At 67.9% G+C, this 15,937-nt stretch carries 12 protein-coding genes; 6 read left to right on the forward strand and 6 right to left on the reverse strand.

The window, feature by feature from the left end; genetic code table 11:
* Position 1: 1 nt before the first annotated feature.
* Positions 2-2,251 carry a DNA topoisomerase IV subunit A gene (gene parC / locus UCD39_RS14105; RefSeq protein WP_330496618.1) on the reverse strand — a complete coding sequence of 750 codons (2,250 nt, stop codon included), beginning with the start codon at positions 2,249-2,251 and terminating at the stop codon, positions 2-4.
* 62 nt (positions 2,252-2,313) lie between these two features.
* Positions 2,314-3,096, reverse strand: a complete 783-nt coding sequence (recO, locus tag UCD39_RS14110; protein ID WP_330496619.1) for a DNA repair protein RecO — start codon at positions 3,094-3,096, stop codon at positions 2,314-2,316.
* Between the two features lie 222 nt (positions 3,097-3,318).
* On the opposite strand from recO, the gene UCD39_RS14115 reads away from it, so the two are divergent.
* Positions 3,319-5,535, forward strand: a complete 2,217-nt coding sequence (locus tag UCD39_RS14115) for a putative bifunctional diguanylate cyclase/phosphodiesterase (protein WP_330496620.1) — start codon at positions 3,319-3,321, stop codon at positions 5,533-5,535.
* Between the two features lie 22 nt (positions 5,536-5,557).
* Here UCD39_RS14115 and UCD39_RS14120 read toward each other — a convergent pair whose 3' ends face one another.
* Positions 5,558-5,950, reverse strand: a complete 393-nt coding sequence (locus tag UCD39_RS14120; RefSeq protein ID WP_330496621.1) for a DUF1801 domain-containing protein — start codon at positions 5,948-5,950, stop codon at positions 5,558-5,560.
* Positions 5,951-6,096: 146 nt separating this feature from the next.
* On the opposite strand from UCD39_RS14120, the gene UCD39_RS14125 reads away from it, so the two are divergent.
* A complete protein-coding gene (locus UCD39_RS14125) occupies positions 6,097-6,645 on the forward strand; it encodes a DUF3237 domain-containing protein (protein ID WP_330496622.1) in 549 nt (182 codons plus the stop codon).
* Here UCD39_RS14125 and cueR read toward each other — a convergent pair.
* Both cueR and UCD39_RS14135 read right to left on the reverse strand, forming a co-directional pair.
* Complete coding sequence (cueR, locus tag UCD39_RS14130; protein WP_330496623.1) at positions 6,630-7,076, reverse strand: Cu(I)-responsive transcriptional regulator; 447 nt, start codon at positions 7,074-7,076, stop codon at positions 6,630-6,632. The genes UCD39_RS14125 and cueR overlap by 16 nt on opposite strands.
* Before the next feature lie 11 nt (positions 7,077-7,087).
* Positions 7,088-9,580, reverse strand: a complete 2,493-nt coding sequence (locus UCD39_RS14135; protein WP_330496624.1) for a heavy metal translocating P-type ATPase — start codon at positions 9,578-9,580, stop codon at positions 7,088-7,090.
* A gap of 446 nt (positions 9,581-10,026) precedes the next feature.
* On the opposite strand from UCD39_RS14135, the gene UCD39_RS14140 reads away from it, so the two are divergent.
* Positions 10,027-11,682 (forward strand): EAL domain-containing protein, encoded by a 1,656-nt coding sequence (locus UCD39_RS14140; RefSeq protein WP_330496625.1) that lies wholly within the window; start codon positions 10,027-10,029, stop codon positions 11,680-11,682.
* Between the two features lie 208 nt (positions 11,683-11,890).
* On the opposite strand, the gene era is transcribed toward UCD39_RS14140, so the two are convergent.
* Positions 11,891-12,778: a GTPase Era gene (era, locus tag UCD39_RS14145; RefSeq protein WP_246130203.1), complete on the reverse strand. Its 888-nt coding sequence runs from the start codon at positions 12,776-12,778 to the stop codon at positions 11,891-11,893.
* Between the two features lie 458 nt (positions 12,779-13,236).
* Between era and UCD39_RS14150 the strand changes: the two genes are divergently transcribed.
* The 3 genes from UCD39_RS14150 to UCD39_RS14160 all read left to right on the forward strand — a co-directional run bounded on the left by UCD39_RS14150 (position 13,237) and on the right by UCD39_RS14160 (position 15,935).
* Positions 13,237-14,283 (forward strand): glycerophosphodiester phosphodiesterase, encoded by a 1,047-nt coding sequence (locus UCD39_RS14150; RefSeq protein ID WP_330496626.1) that lies wholly within the window; start codon positions 13,237-13,239, stop codon positions 14,281-14,283.
* A 214-nt stretch (positions 14,284-14,497) separates the two neighbouring features.
* A complete protein-coding gene (locus tag UCD39_RS14155) occupies positions 14,498-15,163 on the forward strand; it encodes a PadR family transcriptional regulator (protein ID WP_330496627.1) in 666 nt (221 codons plus the stop codon).
* Positions 15,164-15,167: 4 nt separating this feature from the next.
* On the forward strand, positions 15,168-15,935 hold the full coding sequence (locus UCD39_RS14160; protein ID WP_330496628.1) for a siderophore-interacting protein: 768 nt from the start codon (positions 15,168-15,170) through the stop codon (positions 15,933-15,935).
* Positions 15,936-15,937 lie beyond the last annotated feature (2 nt).

A 15,937-nucleotide genomic window follows, 5' to 3' on the forward strand; every position in this document is an offset into this window, starting at 1 on the left:
ATCAGAAGCGGTTGTTACGCGGGAAGCCGTTGGGCGGCAGCTTGCCTTGGGTGCCGCGCGCGCCGCGCCAGGGCGACAGGTCGGTTTCCACCCGGGTGCGGTCGCCGGCCCCGCCCATCTTCCACGACAGGCCCTTGGCGCCGTCGAACACGCAGATGTCGGACAGGCTGGCGTCCTTGTACTTCTGCAGGGCCACGCCCTTGCCGCGCACCATGACCGGCAGTTCGTCCAGGGCGAAGACCAGCAGTTTGCGGTTATTGCCGATGACGGCGATGGTGTCGCCCTCCACCGGCACGCAGGCCAGCGCCGTGGCGCCATCGCCCACGTTCAGCACCTGCTTGCCAGCGCGGGTCTGCGCCACCACCTCATCCGCGTCCACTTGGAAACCCCGGCCGTCGCTGGACGCCACCAGCAGGCGCTTGCCCGGACGGTAGGGCAGCACGGTGACGATGTCGGCGTCGCCCAAATCCACCATCAGGCGCACGGGCTCGCCAAAGCCGCGGCCGCGCGGCAGCCGGTCCACGCCGATGGTGTGGAACTTGCCGGTGCTGGAGAACACCAGCAGCTTGTCCGTCGTCTCGGCATGCAGGACGAAGCGCTCGGCATCGCCCTCCTTGTACTTGGCCTCCGCCGTCTCGGTGGGCGGCAGGTGGCCCTTCACGGCGCGGATCCAGCCCTTCTCCGACAGGAAGACGGTGACCGACTCCCGCTCGATCATGGCCTCCACCGGCACCACCACGTCGGTGGGGGCGTCGCCTACATTGGTGCGGCGGGCGCCCAGCTCGGTCGCCTGGCCGAAGCGCTTCTTGGTGGCCGCCACCTCGGCGGCGATGGCGGACCAGCGCTTGCCATCGTCATCCAGCAGGGACAGCAGTTCCGCCCGCTCGGCCGTCAGGCTGTCATGCTCCTTGCGGATCTCCATCTCTTCCAGCTTGCGTAAAGACCGCAGGCGCATATTGAGGATGGCTTCCGCCTGCACGTCGGTCAGGCCGAAGGCGCGCATCAGCTCGGCCTTGGGCTCATCCTCCTCACGGATGATGCGGATGACCTCGTCCAGGTTCAGGTAGGCGATGAGGTAACCGCCCAGCACTTCCAGCCTGTGGTCGATCTTGGCCAGACGGTGGCGGGACCGGCGCACCAGGACCACGTTGCGATGGTCCAGATAGGCCCGCAGCACCTCGTGCAGGGTCATGACGCGCGGCACCTGATCGGCGTCCAGCACGTTCATGTTCAGCGGGATGCGCACCTCAAGATCGGTGTTGCGGAACAGTTGTTCCATCAGCACCGCCGGGTCGACGTTGCGGCTCTTGGGCACCAGCACAAGCCGCACATCCTCTGCCGACTCGTCGCGCACGTCCTCCAACAGGGGCAGCTTACGCTCCATGAGGAGTTCGGCGATCTTCTCCACCAGGCGGGACTTCTGCACCTGGTAGGGGATCTGGGTGACGACGATCTGCCAGGTGCCTTGGGCCAGCTTTTCGCTTTCCCACTTGGCGCGCAGGCGGAAGCCGCCGCGGCCGGTGCGGTAGGCTTCGCGCACGGCATCGCGGCTTTCCACCAGCACGCCGCCGGTGGGGAAGTCGGGACCGGGCATCAGGGTGACCAGCTCATCCACCGTCACCGGCCGGCGGCGGTCTTCCGGCACCAGCAGTTCGCGGTCGATGATCAGGCTGAGGGCGTCGCAGATCTCGCCGGCGTTGTGCGGCGGGATGCTGGTGGCCATGCCCACGGCGATGCCGGCCGAGCCATTGGCCAGCAGGTTGGGGAAGGCCGACGGCAGCACCACCGGCTCCTCGCCATCGCCGTCGTAGGTGGCGCGGAAATCGACCGCGTCCTCGTCGATGCCGTCCAGCAGGGCCTTGGCCACCTCGGTCAGGCGGGCCTCGGTGTATCGCATGGCGGCGGCGTTATCGCCGTCGATGTTGCCGAAGTTGCCCTGGCCCTGGACCAGGGGATAGCGGGCGGCGAAGTCCTGGGCCAGACGTACGAGCGCGTCATAGACCGAGGCGTCACCATGGGGGTGGAACTTGCCGATGACGTCGCCCACCACGCGGGCCGACTTTTTGGGCGGGGTGGTGGGTTCCAGCTTCAGCTGGCTCATGGCGAACAGCAGGCGGCGGTGCACCGGCTTCAGCCCGTCGCGCACATCGGGCAGCGACCGCGACACGATGGTCGACAGGGCGTAGGACAGGTAACGCTCGCCCAGCGCATCGGCCAGGGGCTTATCGAGAATCTCGGTGGCATCGGTCATGGTGCGGCGACACTACCAGATATGGTGGGCCGATTGCCAGACATGGTGCAGCCGTAGGAAGATCACGTTTCCTGCGGCTCAGCGGCGGGCAAGCCCCCCGGAAGATTGTTCGCACGCAAGTAACGCTCCACCAGGCGCTGGCGGGCCGGCGGCACCTCGGCGTGGCGCTGGGCGAAGACGTGGCGCTCCAGGAAATGGCCGGTCAGGCGCAGGCCGGCCGCCACGTCCTCCTCCCCGCCGCCCTGGAAGCCCAGTCCGATGAGGAAGCCCGGCAAGGGCAGCAACTTGTCGCGATAAGGTTCCCCCGCCGACAAGGAAACCGCGCGGCCGGTGCGGGGGCTGACATAGGCCAGCTGGTCGTTCGGCGTCCCCACGGGCTGGCCAGTACTGGCGCACTGCGTCAGGTCCAGGCCGAAGCCCACCTCCTCCAGCAGGCCGACCTCCCATCGCACGTAGATTGCGGGCCAAATATCGAGGTCCAGCGCCTGGAACAGCGCCAGGGTGGCATCGTACAGGCCGGGATGGGCCTCCCGCTCCGCCAGAACGGCGTCCATCAGGGCGGCGGCGGCCACGATGGCCGCCAGGCGCAGGGGGTCGTCCAGGTACAGCCCGGCGGGGGAGCGCACGGGCTCCACCGTCCAGGTGCCCAGTTGGTCAGCCGTGCGGGCGCGCCAGCGAACGGCGACCTGGGCGCCGGGTTCCAGCACGCCACGATACCGCTGGGACTGGCCGCCATGCAGCACGCCGGCGTGCCGTCCATGCTCACGCGTCAACGCCACTACCAGCGCGGCGGTGTCGCCGAACGGGCGGGATGAAAGCACGATGGCGTCGTCAGTCCATTCCATGCAGGCGTTTTAGCAGATCGCGCGCCCAGGGGGATATGCCAATGCTCCCGCCGCCCGCATCAGACCAACGGTGTCACCGCAGCACTTTTTAGTATAATCTCTATTGATAACTTTGGAACCGAGCGCCGGCGTGCACAGCCCATCTATTGGAAATCGTTGGACTATAAAGGTGGGTTCACTGCGCGGTCGGGTCGTGGTGCGCGGTGCCACGCCGGTGATGACATGAGTCCGGGAAAGCCAGCCCCCGCCAAAGGCGCAACCACGCCAAGCCCGGCGCCGACGCCCCCGGCCCTGGACCATGATGAACGGCTGACGCTGGAGCGCTACCGCCTGGCGGCGGCGGCCAGCAATGAGGGCTTGTACGACTGGGACCTGCGCACCGACCAAGTCTATTACGCCGACTCCTGGAAGGCGCTGCTGGGTTATGCCGAGCATGAGATCGGCACCTCCCCCGACGAATGGCTGAGCCGGGTCGACCCGGACGACCTGATCTGGCTGCAGGCCACCTTGGACGCCCAAGCCAGCGCCGGGGGCAAGCCCTTCCAGATCGAATACCGCATGACCCACCGCAACGGCCATGTGCTGTGGATGATGTGTCGCGGCATCGTCGTGCTGGATGACGAGGGGGAGCCCATCCGCATTGTCGGCGCCCACCGCGACATCACCGACCGCAAGAACGCCGAGGAACAGCTGCGCCTGAGCGAGGAGCGCTACGCCCTCGCCGCCCAGGGCGCCAACGATGGCTTGTGGGACTGGCATGTGGCGCCGGACGAGCTGTACTGTTCCTCCCGCTGGACGGCCATGCTGGGTATCGGTGGCGGTGCGCGGACCAGCAGCATGGAGGATTGGTACGCCCAGATCGACGGGGAGGATCGCCCCCGCCTGCGGGCGGCGATGGAAACCCATATCGCCGGCGGCAGCGCCCACCTGGAGGAGGAGGTGCGCACCCGCCACGCCGGTGGCGGCGAGCTGTGGGTGCTGATCCGGGGCGTGGCCATCCGCGATGAAAGTGGCGAGGCCATCCGCATGGCCGGCTCCATGACCGACATCACGGCGCGCAAGCGGGCGGAGCAGCAGCTGCTGTTCGACGCCTTCCATGACGGCCTGACCCGCCTGCCCAACCGCATGCTGCTGCTGGACCGCATCGGCCAGGCGCTGGGGCGCCGCCGCCGGCCGGAGGAGGCGCAGTTCGCGGTCATGATCTTCGACATCGACCATTTCAAGACGGTGAACGACAGCCTGGGCCCCCTGGTGGGGGACGAGGTGCTGTGCGCCGTGGGCCAGCGCCTGGACGAGGCCCGGCGGGCCGGTGACACGGTGGCGCGCCTGTCGGCCGACGAATACGGCGTGTTGATGGACGGCGTGCTGGACGTGAAGGCGGCGGTGGACGCGGCGGAACGCCTGGCCGCCGCCGTGGCCAAGCCGCTGGCCCTGCCCAACGGGGATGAGGTGGTGATGAGCGTGACCGCCGGCATCGCCCTGTCGGGGTCGGGCTACACCTCGGCCGCCGACATGCTGCGGGACGCCGGCCTGGCCATGTTCCGGGCAAAGACCAGCGCCCGCGGCCGGGTGGAGATGTTCGATGACACGCTGCGCGAACGGGCCCTGACCCGCCTGCGCCTGGAATCGGACCTGCGCCACGCCGTGGAGGATCACGAGTTCCGCCTGTTCTACCAACCCATCGTGCGGTTGCGCGATGGCACCATTGCGGGGTTCGAGGCGCTGATGCGCTGGTTCCATCCCCAGCGCGGCCTGATCCCGCCCAGCGACTTCGTCCACCTGGCGGAGGAAACGGGCCTCATCCTGAAGATGGGGCGCTGGGCCCTGGCCGAGGGCACGCGCCAGCTGGCGGAATGGCAAGGCCGATTTAGCCCCGACCTGTTCATGAGCGTCAACGTGTCCGGCCGCCAGTTGATGGAGGACGACCTGGTGGCGGCGGTGACCGAGACGCTGGCGGCCCATCGCATCACCCCGGGCACGCTGAAGCTGGAAATCACGGAAAGCCTGCTGCTGGATGACCCCGGCCGCTGCCTGGGCATCATGGAGGCGCTGAAGAGCAAAGGCGTGAAGCTGTCGCTCGACGACTTCGGCACCGGCTTCTCCTCGCTCAGCTACCTGCACCGCTATCCCATCGGCACGCTGAAGATCGACCGCAGCTTCGTGCGCGCCGCCGGCGAAAGCGACCGCCGCAGCGCCATCGCCCGCATCATCACCCTGCTGGCCCAGGCGCTGGACCTGGAGGTGATCGCCGAGGGCATCGAAAAGGAATCCGAGGCCGAGTTCCTGCGCGGCCTGCACTGCCAATACGGCCAGGGCTATCACTTCGCCCCGCCCCTGCCCAAGGAGGCGGTGGAAGACATGATGGACGGCCGGCGCCGGGAACGGGAGGCGTTGGCCGGGGTGTCGGCCCTGAAGGGCCTGCCCCCCAAGGGGCGGTGAGCTTACCCCGGGGCAGGCGTCGCTAATTTTGCAGCCGCCGCCGGATGTCCTGGTAGGCGGCGGCGATCAGCGCTGTGAGCGCCGCCGCGTCATGCTCCTGGCCCCAGCGCAGCTTAACATGGCGCATGCGCTTGCCCGTCCCCAGCAACAGGCCAGCGGGGTCATCCAGGTCGGCACCGTGGAAGAAGCCCACGCTGGCATGCGCCGTGTAGGCACCGACATAGGCGAAGGCCGCATCATTCACGCAGGCCGTTGGCTGGCGATCATGGATCAACTCACGCACGTCCGGGCCACAACCGCGCAAGGCCTCGAACCAGGGTTGGACTATAAGGCGCAAAGGATCGCCCTGGGCGAACCAGGCATCGACCTCGGGATCGCGCCGCACGGCGCCTGGTAATCGGAAGAGGACGTCCATGGATGCGAGTGTGCGCAGGCCGGCCGGAAATGTCGAGGCGATGGCGCCATCGGCCACCACGGCAGGGGCATTGCCTACAAACCATACTTGTTGATAATTATTAACTTAAATAAGTAAGGGAGATGGGGATGGAAAAGGTGGGGAAAATGGACCGGCGAACGCTGTTGCAGGTGGCGGCGACAGCCGGGGTCGCCCAGACCGCCATGGCGGAAGCCGCCAATGCTGCGTCCCCGGCGGCGCCCCCAACCCCGCTCAGCACCGTGCCCCTGCAGTTGCCTGCCACCGAGTTCACCTATGAGGCCGTGGTCGAGCTGGACCCGATGGTGCCCTTGGGCAAATCGCCGCTGGGGGAGCGCCGCATCATCCCCATTACCGGCGGGGTGTTCCAGGGGCCGCGCATCCGGGGAACCGTGCTGGCGGGTGGTGCCGACCGGCAGTTGAGCCGGCCCGACGGCGTGCTGCTGCTGAACGCCCTCTATGAACTGAAGACCGACGACGGCGCCATCATCACCGTGAACAACCGGGCGGTCATCGACGCGCCGCCGGGCCAGGCGCCCTACGCCTACTCCGTCCTGGACTTCACCGCGCCCGAGGGCCCCCACGCCTGGCTGAACCGCGGCATCTTCGTCGGCACCGTCCACGGCCTGCCGCCGGAGCGGCACGCCGTGTTGATCCGGGTTTACAAGGTGGTGTGAACGGCGTGGGGCGCCGGCCTGCCCGGATCGTCCCCGCCCAAATCCTTCCCACCCAAATCTTCCAGGATGGGGCAGTCCGGCCGGTCATCGCCGGCGCAGCAATGGGCCAGATGGCGCAGGGTGTCGGCCATGGCCTGCATCTCGCGGATGCGGCTGTCCAAATCATCCAGGTGGCGCTGGGCGATGGCCTTGACCTCGCGGCTGGACCGGTCGCGGTCGCGCCACAGCGACAGCAACTGGCCGATTTCCGCCATGTCGAATCCCAGGCCCCGGGCGCGCCGGACGAAGCGCAGCTCGTTCACTTCGCGGGCATCGTATTCGCGGTAGTTGCCTTCGGACCGGCCGGACGGGCGGACCAGGCCAACCTCGTCGTAATAGCGGATCATCTTGACGCTGACGCCCGAGGCCTTGGCGGCTTGGCCGATGTTCATGATCCCCTCCCTCAGGACGGACGGAAGCGCCGCAGGCGCAGGGCGTTGGTCAGGACGCTGACGCTGGACAGCGCCATGGCGCCGGCCGCCACCATGGGCGACAGCAGCCAGCCGGTGAGCGGATAGAGCAACCCGGCGGCCAGGGGGATCAGCACCACGTTGTAGCCGAAGGCCCAGGCCAGGTTCTGGCGGATGTTGCCCAGCACGGCGCGGCTGAGGGCGATGGCCGTTGCCACGCCCCTCAGGTCGCCCCGCACGAGCACCACGTCCGCCGCCTCGATGGCGATGTCGGTGCCGGCGCCCATGGCCAGGCCGACGTCGGCGGTGGCCAAGGCCGGAGCGTCGTTCACGCCGTCGCCGGCGAAGGCGATGCGGCCGTGCTGCCGTTGCAGGTCCTTCACCGCCGCCACCTTACCCTCCGGCAGCACCTCCGCCGCCACCTCGTCGATGCCCAGCGTCCGGGCCACGGCCTCTGCCGTGCGCCGGTTGTCGCCCGTGACCATGATGACCTTGAGGCCGGCGTCGTGCAGCGTCCGCACGGCGTCCGCCGCCTCCGGCTTCACCGGGTCGGCCACCGCCAGGATGGCGGCGAGCGTTCCATCAATGGCGGCGTAAAGCGGGCTGCGGCCGTCGGCGGCCAGCTTTGCCGCCGCACCGGCCAGGGGGGCGACGGCCACGCCCAGGCGGGTCATGTAGCGATCGGCACCTACGGCGACGATATGGTCCTCCACCCGGGCTTGCGCGCCGAACCCCGCCTCCGCCTGGAAGCCAACCGCCCCGGACGGCGCCAGGCCACGCGCCCGCGCCGCCGCCACGACGGCCTGGGCGATGGGGTGTTCAGACAGCACCTCCACCGCCGCCACCAGGCGCAACACCTCATGCTCGTCGAGGCCCTCCTCGACCATCAGGTCCGTCAAGGTCGGCTGCCCCAGGGTCAGGGTCCCGGTCTTGTCGAAGGCCACGGCGCGCACGTCGCGCAAGCCCTGCAGGGCATCCCCCTGGCGGAACAGGATGCCCAGTTCCGCCGCCTTGCCGGTGCCCACCATGATGGAGGTGGGGGTGGCCAGCCCCATGGCGCAGGGGCAGGCGATGATCAGCACCGCCACGGCGTTGACCAGGGCGTAGCTGAGCTGGGGCTGCGGCCCCAGGAAATACCAGGCGGCGAAGGTCAGCAGGGCGGCCACCATGACCGCCGGCACGAACCAGGCCGTCACCCGGTCCACCGCCGCCTGGATGGGCAGCTTGGCGCCCTGGGCCGTTTCCACCATGCGCACGATCTGGGACAGCAACGTGGCTGCCCCCACCTTCTCCGCCCGGAACCGGAAGGAACCCGTCTTGTTGACCGTGCCGCCGACGACGGCGGCGCCAGGCCCCTTCTCCACCGGCAGCGGCTCGCCGGTGATCATGCTTTCGTCCACGAAAGAGGACCCGTCCAGCACCGCGCCATCCACCGGCACGCGGTCGCCGGGACGTACCAGCACCACGTCCCCCACCGCCACCTGGGCGATGGGCACCTCGACCGTCTGGCCGTCGCGCTCCACCCGCGCCGTCTTGGCCTGCAGGGTCAGCAGACGCTTGATGGCCTCGGATGTACGGCCCTTGGCCCTGGCCTCGAACAGGCGGCCCACCAGGATCAGGGTGACGATGACGGCCGCCGCCTCGAAATAGACGTTGTCGGTGCCGGCGGGCAGCAGGTCGGGCGCGACCAGGGGCGCCACCGTGGCCACGGCGGAATAGAGGAAGGCCGCGCCCGCCCCAAGCACCACCAGGGAATTCATGTCCGGCGTGGCCCGGATGAGGTTGGGCACACCCTTGGCGAAGAAGCGGCCCCCCGGCACGGCCAATACGAAGGCCGCCAGCACCAGGCTGACCCAGCGCCAGGGCTGCTCCCCCACCGTCACCGCCAGCCAGTGGTGGACGCCTGGTATGGCGTGGCGGGCCATCTCCACCGCGAACAGGGGCAGGGTCGCTACGGCGGCCATGGCCACGGCCCGGCGCAGGGCACTGATCTCCGCCGTGCGGGCCGCCTTTTCCCGGTCCGCCTGGCGGGTCGTGTCCTCCTGGTCCACCAGGCGGGCGTCATAGCCGATCCGGGTGACGGCCGCCGTCGCTGCGGCGCTGTCGGCGCCGTCGACCAGCGTCACGGCAGCCCGCTCCGTCGCCAGGTTCACGGTGGCGGCCACGACGCCGGGCGCCAAGCGCAGCGCCTTTTCCACCCGCGCCACGCAGCCGGCGCAGGTCATGCCACCGATGGCGAGATCCACGGTGTGGGTGCCGGTGTCGTAACCGGCCTTGGCGATCGCCTCGACTACATCGGGCAGCTTTCCTCCTTCGCTCAACGCCACATGGGCGCGGCCGGTGGCCAGGTTCACGGCCGCGCCGGCCACGCCCGGAACGGCGGAGATGGCCTTCTCCACACGGCGGACGCAGCCGGCGCAGGTCATGCCACCGATGGTGATATCGACGGCGCGGGGGGATGGGACGGTGGAGGCCGCATGGGACATTTCTGTCTCCTCAAAACGCGATGCCGGTAGTGATAGACCCTCCCATCATGGGAAGGTCAAGGGATCTCGTCACACCCTTGAAGGCGTCGCACGCTTCCGTTAACCATAATTTCAGCAAGGCGTCCTAGGAAACGGGCAATTATCTAAAATGTTCTATAAAATTTTCTGAAATAATACTCAGCCCTCTGGCAGTGCAGGGGATGTTGATTCAGGCGAACTATTCCGCCCCAGCGCAGCCATTGATGGACACCACCAACTTTCGACTATATTTTTGCGGAAATTTCCGTATAAAATATACCAAGGGATAGGTTTTGGTCGGCGGCATGAGCTGCGACCTCGTGGCTCACATCCCGGCATTGTCCTCCGAAAGCTTGTAAGACCCGGTCAGCGGCCGATGGGGATCGGCGACCAAGTCCTGCGCCAGCGCTCAACGTAAGGTACGATGAATGAAACGCACCAAGCGTTACCTTGGTTTCGCCTTCGCCAACGCCGACCTTCTGCTTGAGGTGGATGCGCAGGGAATCATTCATTTCGCGACGGGCGCGTGCCTGGCGCTGATGGGCGTGACGGATGCCGACCTTTTGGAGCAGCCCTTGTTCGGGCATCTGGTTCCCGCCGACCAGGCGCTGGTGCGGCGCATCCTGGTAACCTTGGGGGAGAATGACCGCGCGCCGCCACGGCTGATCCGCCTGCGCCACCGGGACGGCGGCACCCTGCCCTGCACCATGGCCGCCTACCGCATGCAGGACTCCCCCCTGCTGAACATCACCCTGAGCCAGATCGGCAGTCATGAGCCGCCCCTGGCCCCACCAGCGGCGGGCGATGTCGATCCTCAAACGCAGCTGCTCGCCCCCAGCGCCTTCACCAAGGCGGCCATGAGCACCCTCGCATCGGTGGATGGCGGGGCTCTGGCGTCCTTGACGCTGGTGCAGATGAACAACCTGCGGGAAATACGCGCCCATCTGACGCAGGACCAGGACCGTCAGCTGATGGTCGAGATCGGCGCCGTACTGCGGCAGTACGGTGGACCGGAGGCCGTCGCCGGGCGACTGGCGGAGGACCGTTTCGGCGTCATGACGCCCACCGACCTGGCCGACCTCATCACCCGTGACATCGCCCAGCTGGCCCAGGATCTGGGCCTGGACCAGCCACTGGAGGTCGACGCCCATACGATGGACGCCAGGGAGCGGGCGCTGAGCCAGGCCGACCGGGGCCGGCTCATGCTGTATGCGCTGCGCCGCTTCGCGGAGGACGGCATCAAGGGCATGGAGGCGCTGACCTCCTCATCCTCCCTGGTGGCCGAATTCGCCCGCGACGCCATGGGGCGGCTGGCCAGGCTGCGCGGCACCCTGCGGGACAGCCGCCTGGCCCTGTCCTTCGAGCCCATCCATGACCTGGACAGCGGCCGCGTGCATCACTTCGAGGTGCTGTGCCGCATCAACGGGGAACGGCCGGGGCCCTGCATCACCTTCGCGGAGGAGGTGGGCATCATCAACGACCTGGACATGGCCGTCTGCACCATGGCGATGCGGGAGCTGGAGACGGCGGAGCCCGACATTTCGCTGGCGGTGAACCTGTCGGCCGCCTCCGTCGCCTCCGACCTGTTCATGCAGGCGCTGTTGGCCCAGCTATCGATGCGCCCGAAGCTGGCCGGCCGCCTGCTGTTCGAAATCACGGAAACCGGCCGCCTGGACGACCTGCCGCGCGCCCGTGCCGTCCTGAACGGCCTGCGCCAGCGCGGCTTTCCGGTCTGCCTGGACGATTTCGGCGCCGGCATGGCCTCCTTCACCTACGTGCGCGCGCTGGAGTTCGACTATCTGAAGCTCGACGGTTCCTTCGTCAGCCGCATGTGTGAAAGCCAGCGCGAGGAATCCATCGTCGTCAGCATGCTGGCGCTGTGCCGGGGCCTGAAGGTGGCCGCCATCGCGGAGCATGTGGAAACCGCCGAACAGGTGCTGCGCCTGCGCACCCTGGGCTGCGCCATGGGCCAGGGCTGGTTCTTTTCCAAGGGCATGTCCCGCCCCAAGCGCCGCGACATGGACCTGACGTCCCTCAGCCGCCCCTCGCGCTGGACGCCAACGGTACATGACTACACCCGCTAACCCCCCGGAAATTCCGGGGGGATAATAAAATCTCCCATCAGCGGCACGAGCCAGTGATACGCGCCCGTTCGCGCCCGCGACGGCGGGCGCCGGAGATTTCTGGGGAGCCGAAGGCGGACTGGAAATCGAGGACGAGCCAAGGCCACAGATGTGGCCGCCCGGCGATTGAGGGCTGGCATTTGACCGGTTACGATCAAATGCCGAACAATCAAGCGTTGAAGTCCAAACCCCACTGGCTGTAGCTGTCCGGCTTCTCCGCCCAATCCTCGCGCACCTTCACGAACAGCATGACGTGCACGCGGCGGTCCAGGATCTCTTCCAGCTCCACCCGCGCGGCGGCGCCGATGGACTTGATCTTGCTGCCGCCCTTGCCCAGCACGATGGCCTTCTGGTTGGGGCGCTGGACGTAGACGATCTGGGAGATCTTGACGGAGCCATCCTCAAACTCCTCCCACGCCTCGGTTTCCACGGCCACGGCATAGGGCAGTTCCTGGTGCAATTGCAGGAACAGCTTCTCCCGTGTGATTTCCGCCGCCAGCAGGCGCTGCGGCATGTCGGACAACTGATCCTCTGGATACAGCCAGGGGCTTTCCGGCAGGCGGGCGGCCAGCTTGTCCAGGAAGTCCGTCAGGCCGTCGCCGGTCAGGGCGGAGATCATGAAGATGTCGGTGAACACGCCCGTCTCATTGAAGCGGGCCGCCAGCTCCAGCAGCCGCTCATACGGGATCAGGTCGATCTTGTTCAGGATCAAGATGGCCTTGCGCTTGCTCTCCTTCAGGCGCTCGACAATGCCGTTGGTGTCGTCATCCACACGGCGCGAGGCGTCGACCAGCACCGCCACCAAATCCGCATCCTCCGCCCCGCTCCAGGCGGCGGCGACCATGGCGCGCTCCAGCCGCTTCTTGGGCGTGAAGATGCCGGGCAGGTCGACGAACAGGATCTGGGCGCGGCCGTGCATGCCGATGCCCAGAACGCGGGACCGGGTGGTCTGCACCTTGGGGCTGACGATGGACACCTTGCTGCCCACCGCCGCGTTCAGCAGCGTGGACTTGCCGGCGTTGGGGGCGCCCACCAGGGCGACGAAACCGCAGCGCATGGGGGCCAAGGGCGCGCCCTCCTCCCCCTCGTCGTCTTCGTCGTCCTCGAAATCGTCCTCGTCCTCAAACTCGTCACCGTCGACCTCGTCGGCCTGGTGGTCCTCTTCGCCCGCGTGCTGATCCTCATGCGCGGCGCCGGCCACGCTGTCCTCATCGGGGGGAAGGCCATCCTGGCCGTGTTCGACGTCGCTCATTACTCTCAAATCCTCAAAAAGAACGGTGGGCCCGAACGCCCTTGCGCCCGCCCACCGCGACAGGCCCGTTTCATGACACAGGCGGCCCTCCAGCGCCAGCGGCGGCGCGGCATCCAAGGATTGCGCGAACGCGCGCCCACACGGCAGCGCCTTGGAGATTTAACGCCTTGGAAATTTAACAGGGGCCAAGCCTGGACGCACGGTATAGCTCGATCCCACCGGTTTCGCCGGTGATGGTATCAGTCTATCAGGAGCCCGCTTCCATGTCCCTGCCGCACCGCCCGGCTATGCGCCATTTGGCCCTTCGCGCCCTGTTGGCCACGGCTATCGCCCTGCCCGCCCTGGCCCTTCCAGCCCTGGCCGATGCCCGCGACCTGGATATCGAGGCGCACCGCGGCGGCCGCGCCCTGTGGCCGGAAAACACGCTGCAATCCTTCGCCCACGCCCTGTCGCTGGGCGTGACCACCTTGGAGATGGATATGAACATCACCAAGGACGGTGCCGTCATCATCTCGCACGAACGGCACCTGAACCCGGACCTGGCCAAGGGGCCGGACGGCGCCTACCTCACCGCCCCCACCCCGTCCTTCTTCAGCCTGACGCTGGACCAGATCAAGAAGTACGACGTGGGCCAGCTGCGCCCCGGCAGCGCCTACGGCAGCCACTTCCCCGACCAGCGCCCCATCCCCGGCACGCCCATCCCCACCTTGAAGGAGGTCATCGACCTGGTGAAGCGGTCGGGCAACACGACCGTGAAGATGAACATCGAGACCAAGATCGACCCCACCCATCCCGAGGACAGCCCGTCGCCGGAGGTCTTCGTGGACACGGTGCTGGCCGTGCTCAAGGCCGAGAAGTTCGAGGACCGGGTGATGATCCAGTCCTTCGACTGGCGCACCCTGCAACTGGTACAGCAGAAGGCCCCCACCATCCCCACCGTCTACCTGACGGAGCAGGACCCGCGGGAACCGTCGGTCAGCCTGACCGCCAAGCTGCCCTGGACCGCCGGCTTCGACCCCATCGACCATGGCGGCAGCGTGCCCAAGGCGGTGAAGGCCGCCGGCGGCAAGGTCTGGTCGCCGCTGTATACCGACATCGACGCCGCCCTGGTTCAGGAGGCGCATGGCCTGGGCCTGACCGTCATCCCCTGGACGGTGAACAAGCCGGAAGACATGGCCAAGCTGATCGACATGGGCGTGGACGGCATCATCTCCGACCAGCCGGTGCTGCTGCGTGAGGCGGCCGCCGCCAAGGGCATCGCCCTGCCCAAGGCCTTCCCGGTCGAGGCCGTGCCGGGCAAGAAGCATTAAGGTTCCCTCAAACGGCGGGCGCGGGCATCCGCCCGCTTGCCTTGTCCTCGATTTCCAGTCCGCTGCCGCTCCCCAGAAATCTCCGGGGACCTGCGGTCGCCGGCCTGGCCCACTCAGAGACCGCGACGAAGCGCCCCGGCCGGGCTTTCCCGCCGGGGCGTTTTCTTTTCCGGCCCCTCTTGTCGGCCACCTATCGTTCGCTATATCGTACGATATGTTTTCCGATCATACGACATCCCATCCCCCTTGCCTGGCCATGGGCGGGCGCGGCGGGTGGCATCATTGGAAGCACGGTGGCGGCTTCGGTGGAGGCGGCGGCTTCTGGGGCGGCGGTGGCGGCGTGCCCGGGGGGCGCAAGCTGTCCTCCGCCGATCTGGAACTGCTGCTCCTGGCCCTGCTGGAGCGCAAGCCCGCCCACGGCTATGAGCTGATCCGTGCGGTGGAGGAGCATTCCGGCGGCTTCTACACCCCCAGCCCCGGCGTCATTTACCCGGCCCTGACCTTCCTGGCGGAAATCGGCCGCGCCACGGCGGAGCCGGACGGCAACCGCAAGCTCTACCGCATCACCGACAGCGGTCGAACCCACTTGGAGGGGCATCGAGGCACCGCCATCGGCATCTTGGAGGCATTGCGCCGCATCGGCATGCGCATGGAGCAAGTGCGCGAGGCGTTCGCCGGTGTCACCGATGCCGACCCCGAAGCCTCTGAAGAATTGCATCAGGCCCGCCACGCCCTGAAGTCGGCGCTCTATGGCAAGCGCGGCTGCGACGCCGCCGAGGCCCGGCGCCTGGCGGCCATCCTGCGACGCGCCATAGCGGAAATCCTGGGCGACAATACGCCCCCACCCGGCACCAAAGACGACAAGACGGAACCAAAGTGACACCATGACCGACACGCCGACGATCCCTGACACGCGCCACCAGATCGGCCGCATGCGCTTCGACACGCGCCGACGCACCCTGACCGTGACCAGCGTGGCGCACCTGACGCCCAGAATGCTGCGCGTCACCCTGACCTCGCCCGATCTGGCGGACTTCGACAGCCGGGGCGCCGACGACCACATCAAGCTGTTCTTCACCGGCGCCGATGGCGAAATGGTGATGCGCGACTACACCCCCCGCGCCTTCAGCCGGGAGGACCGCACCCTGACCCTGGATTTCGCCCTGCATGACGCCGGTCCGGCCACGGCCTGGGCCCAATCCGCCAAGGTGGGCGACACGCTGGAGATCGGCGGCCCGCGCGGCTCCATGATCGTGCCGGATGATTTCGACTGGTACCTGCTGATCGCCGATGAGACGGGCCTGCCCGCCATCGGCCGGCGGCTGGAGGCACTGCGCGCGGGCGTGCCGGTCCACACCGTCGTCGCCATCGACACCGACGCCGAACGGCAGACGATGGAGACCAAGGCGCGCTGGATCGCCCATTGGGTCACCCGCGACCGCGATGGCGCGGACGACGCGGCCAGCCTGCGCCGCGTGGTGGAGGGCATCCAGTTGCCGCCCGGTGACGGCTATGTCTGGATCGCCGCCGAGGCCGCCGTGGCCAAGAGCCTACGCGCCTTCGTCCTGGAAAATCTCAAGCATCCGGCGGCCTGGATGCGGGCGTCCGGCTATTGGCTGCGCGGCGAGGCCGGCGCACACGAGAACTTGTGAGG

Origin of the sequence: Nitrospirillum karajorum, from assembly GCF_036348415.1 — a bacterium.
Lineage (GTDB): Bacteria > Pseudomonadota > Alphaproteobacteria > Azospirillales > Azospirillaceae > Nitrospirillum > Nitrospirillum amazonense_B.

What these genes read in the sequence shown, in the direction of transcription:
- UCD39_RS14135 (WP_330496624.1), bottom strand. Translation starts at nt 9,580, where the DNA reads ATGTCCCATGCGGCCTCCACCGTCCCATCCCCCCGCGCCGTCGATATC.
- UCD39_RS14160 (WP_330496628.1), top strand. Translation starts at nt 15,168, where the DNA reads ATGACCGACACGCCGACGATCCCTGACACGCGCCACCAGATCGGCCGC.
- UCD39_RS14155 (WP_330496627.1), top strand. Translation starts at nt 14,498, where the DNA reads ATGTTTTCCGATCATACGACATCCCATCCCCCTTGCCTGGCCATGGGC.
- parC (WP_330496618.1), bottom strand. Translation starts at nt 2,251, where the DNA reads ATGACCGATGCCACCGAGATTCTCGATAAGCCCCTGGCCGATGCGCTG.
- cueR (WP_330496623.1), bottom strand. Translation starts at nt 7,076, where the DNA reads ATGAACATCGGCCAAGCCGCCAAGGCCTCGGGCGTCAGCGTCAAGATG.
- UCD39_RS14140 (WP_330496625.1), top strand. Translation starts at nt 10,027, where the DNA reads ATGAAACGCACCAAGCGTTACCTTGGTTTCGCCTTCGCCAACGCCGAC.
- recO (WP_330496619.1), bottom strand. Translation starts at nt 3,096, where the DNA reads ATGGAATGGACTGACGACGCCATCGTGCTTTCATCCCGCCCGTTCGGC.
- era (WP_246130203.1), bottom strand. Translation starts at nt 12,778, where the DNA reads ATGCGCTGCGGTTTCGTCGCCCTGGTGGGCGCCCCCAACGCCGGCAAG.
- UCD39_RS14150 (WP_330496626.1), top strand. Translation starts at nt 13,237, where the DNA reads ATGTCCCTGCCGCACCGCCCGGCTATGCGCCATTTGGCCCTTCGCGCC.
- UCD39_RS14115 (WP_330496620.1), top strand. Translation starts at nt 3,319, where the DNA reads ATGAGTCCGGGAAAGCCAGCCCCCGCCAAAGGCGCAACCACGCCAAGC.
- UCD39_RS14125 (WP_330496622.1), top strand. Translation starts at nt 6,097, where the DNA reads ATGGACCGGCGAACGCTGTTGCAGGTGGCGGCGACAGCCGGGGTCGCC.
- UCD39_RS14120 (WP_330496621.1), bottom strand. Translation starts at nt 5,950, where the DNA reads ATGGACGTCCTCTTCCGATTACCAGGCGCCGTGCGGCGCGATCCCGAG.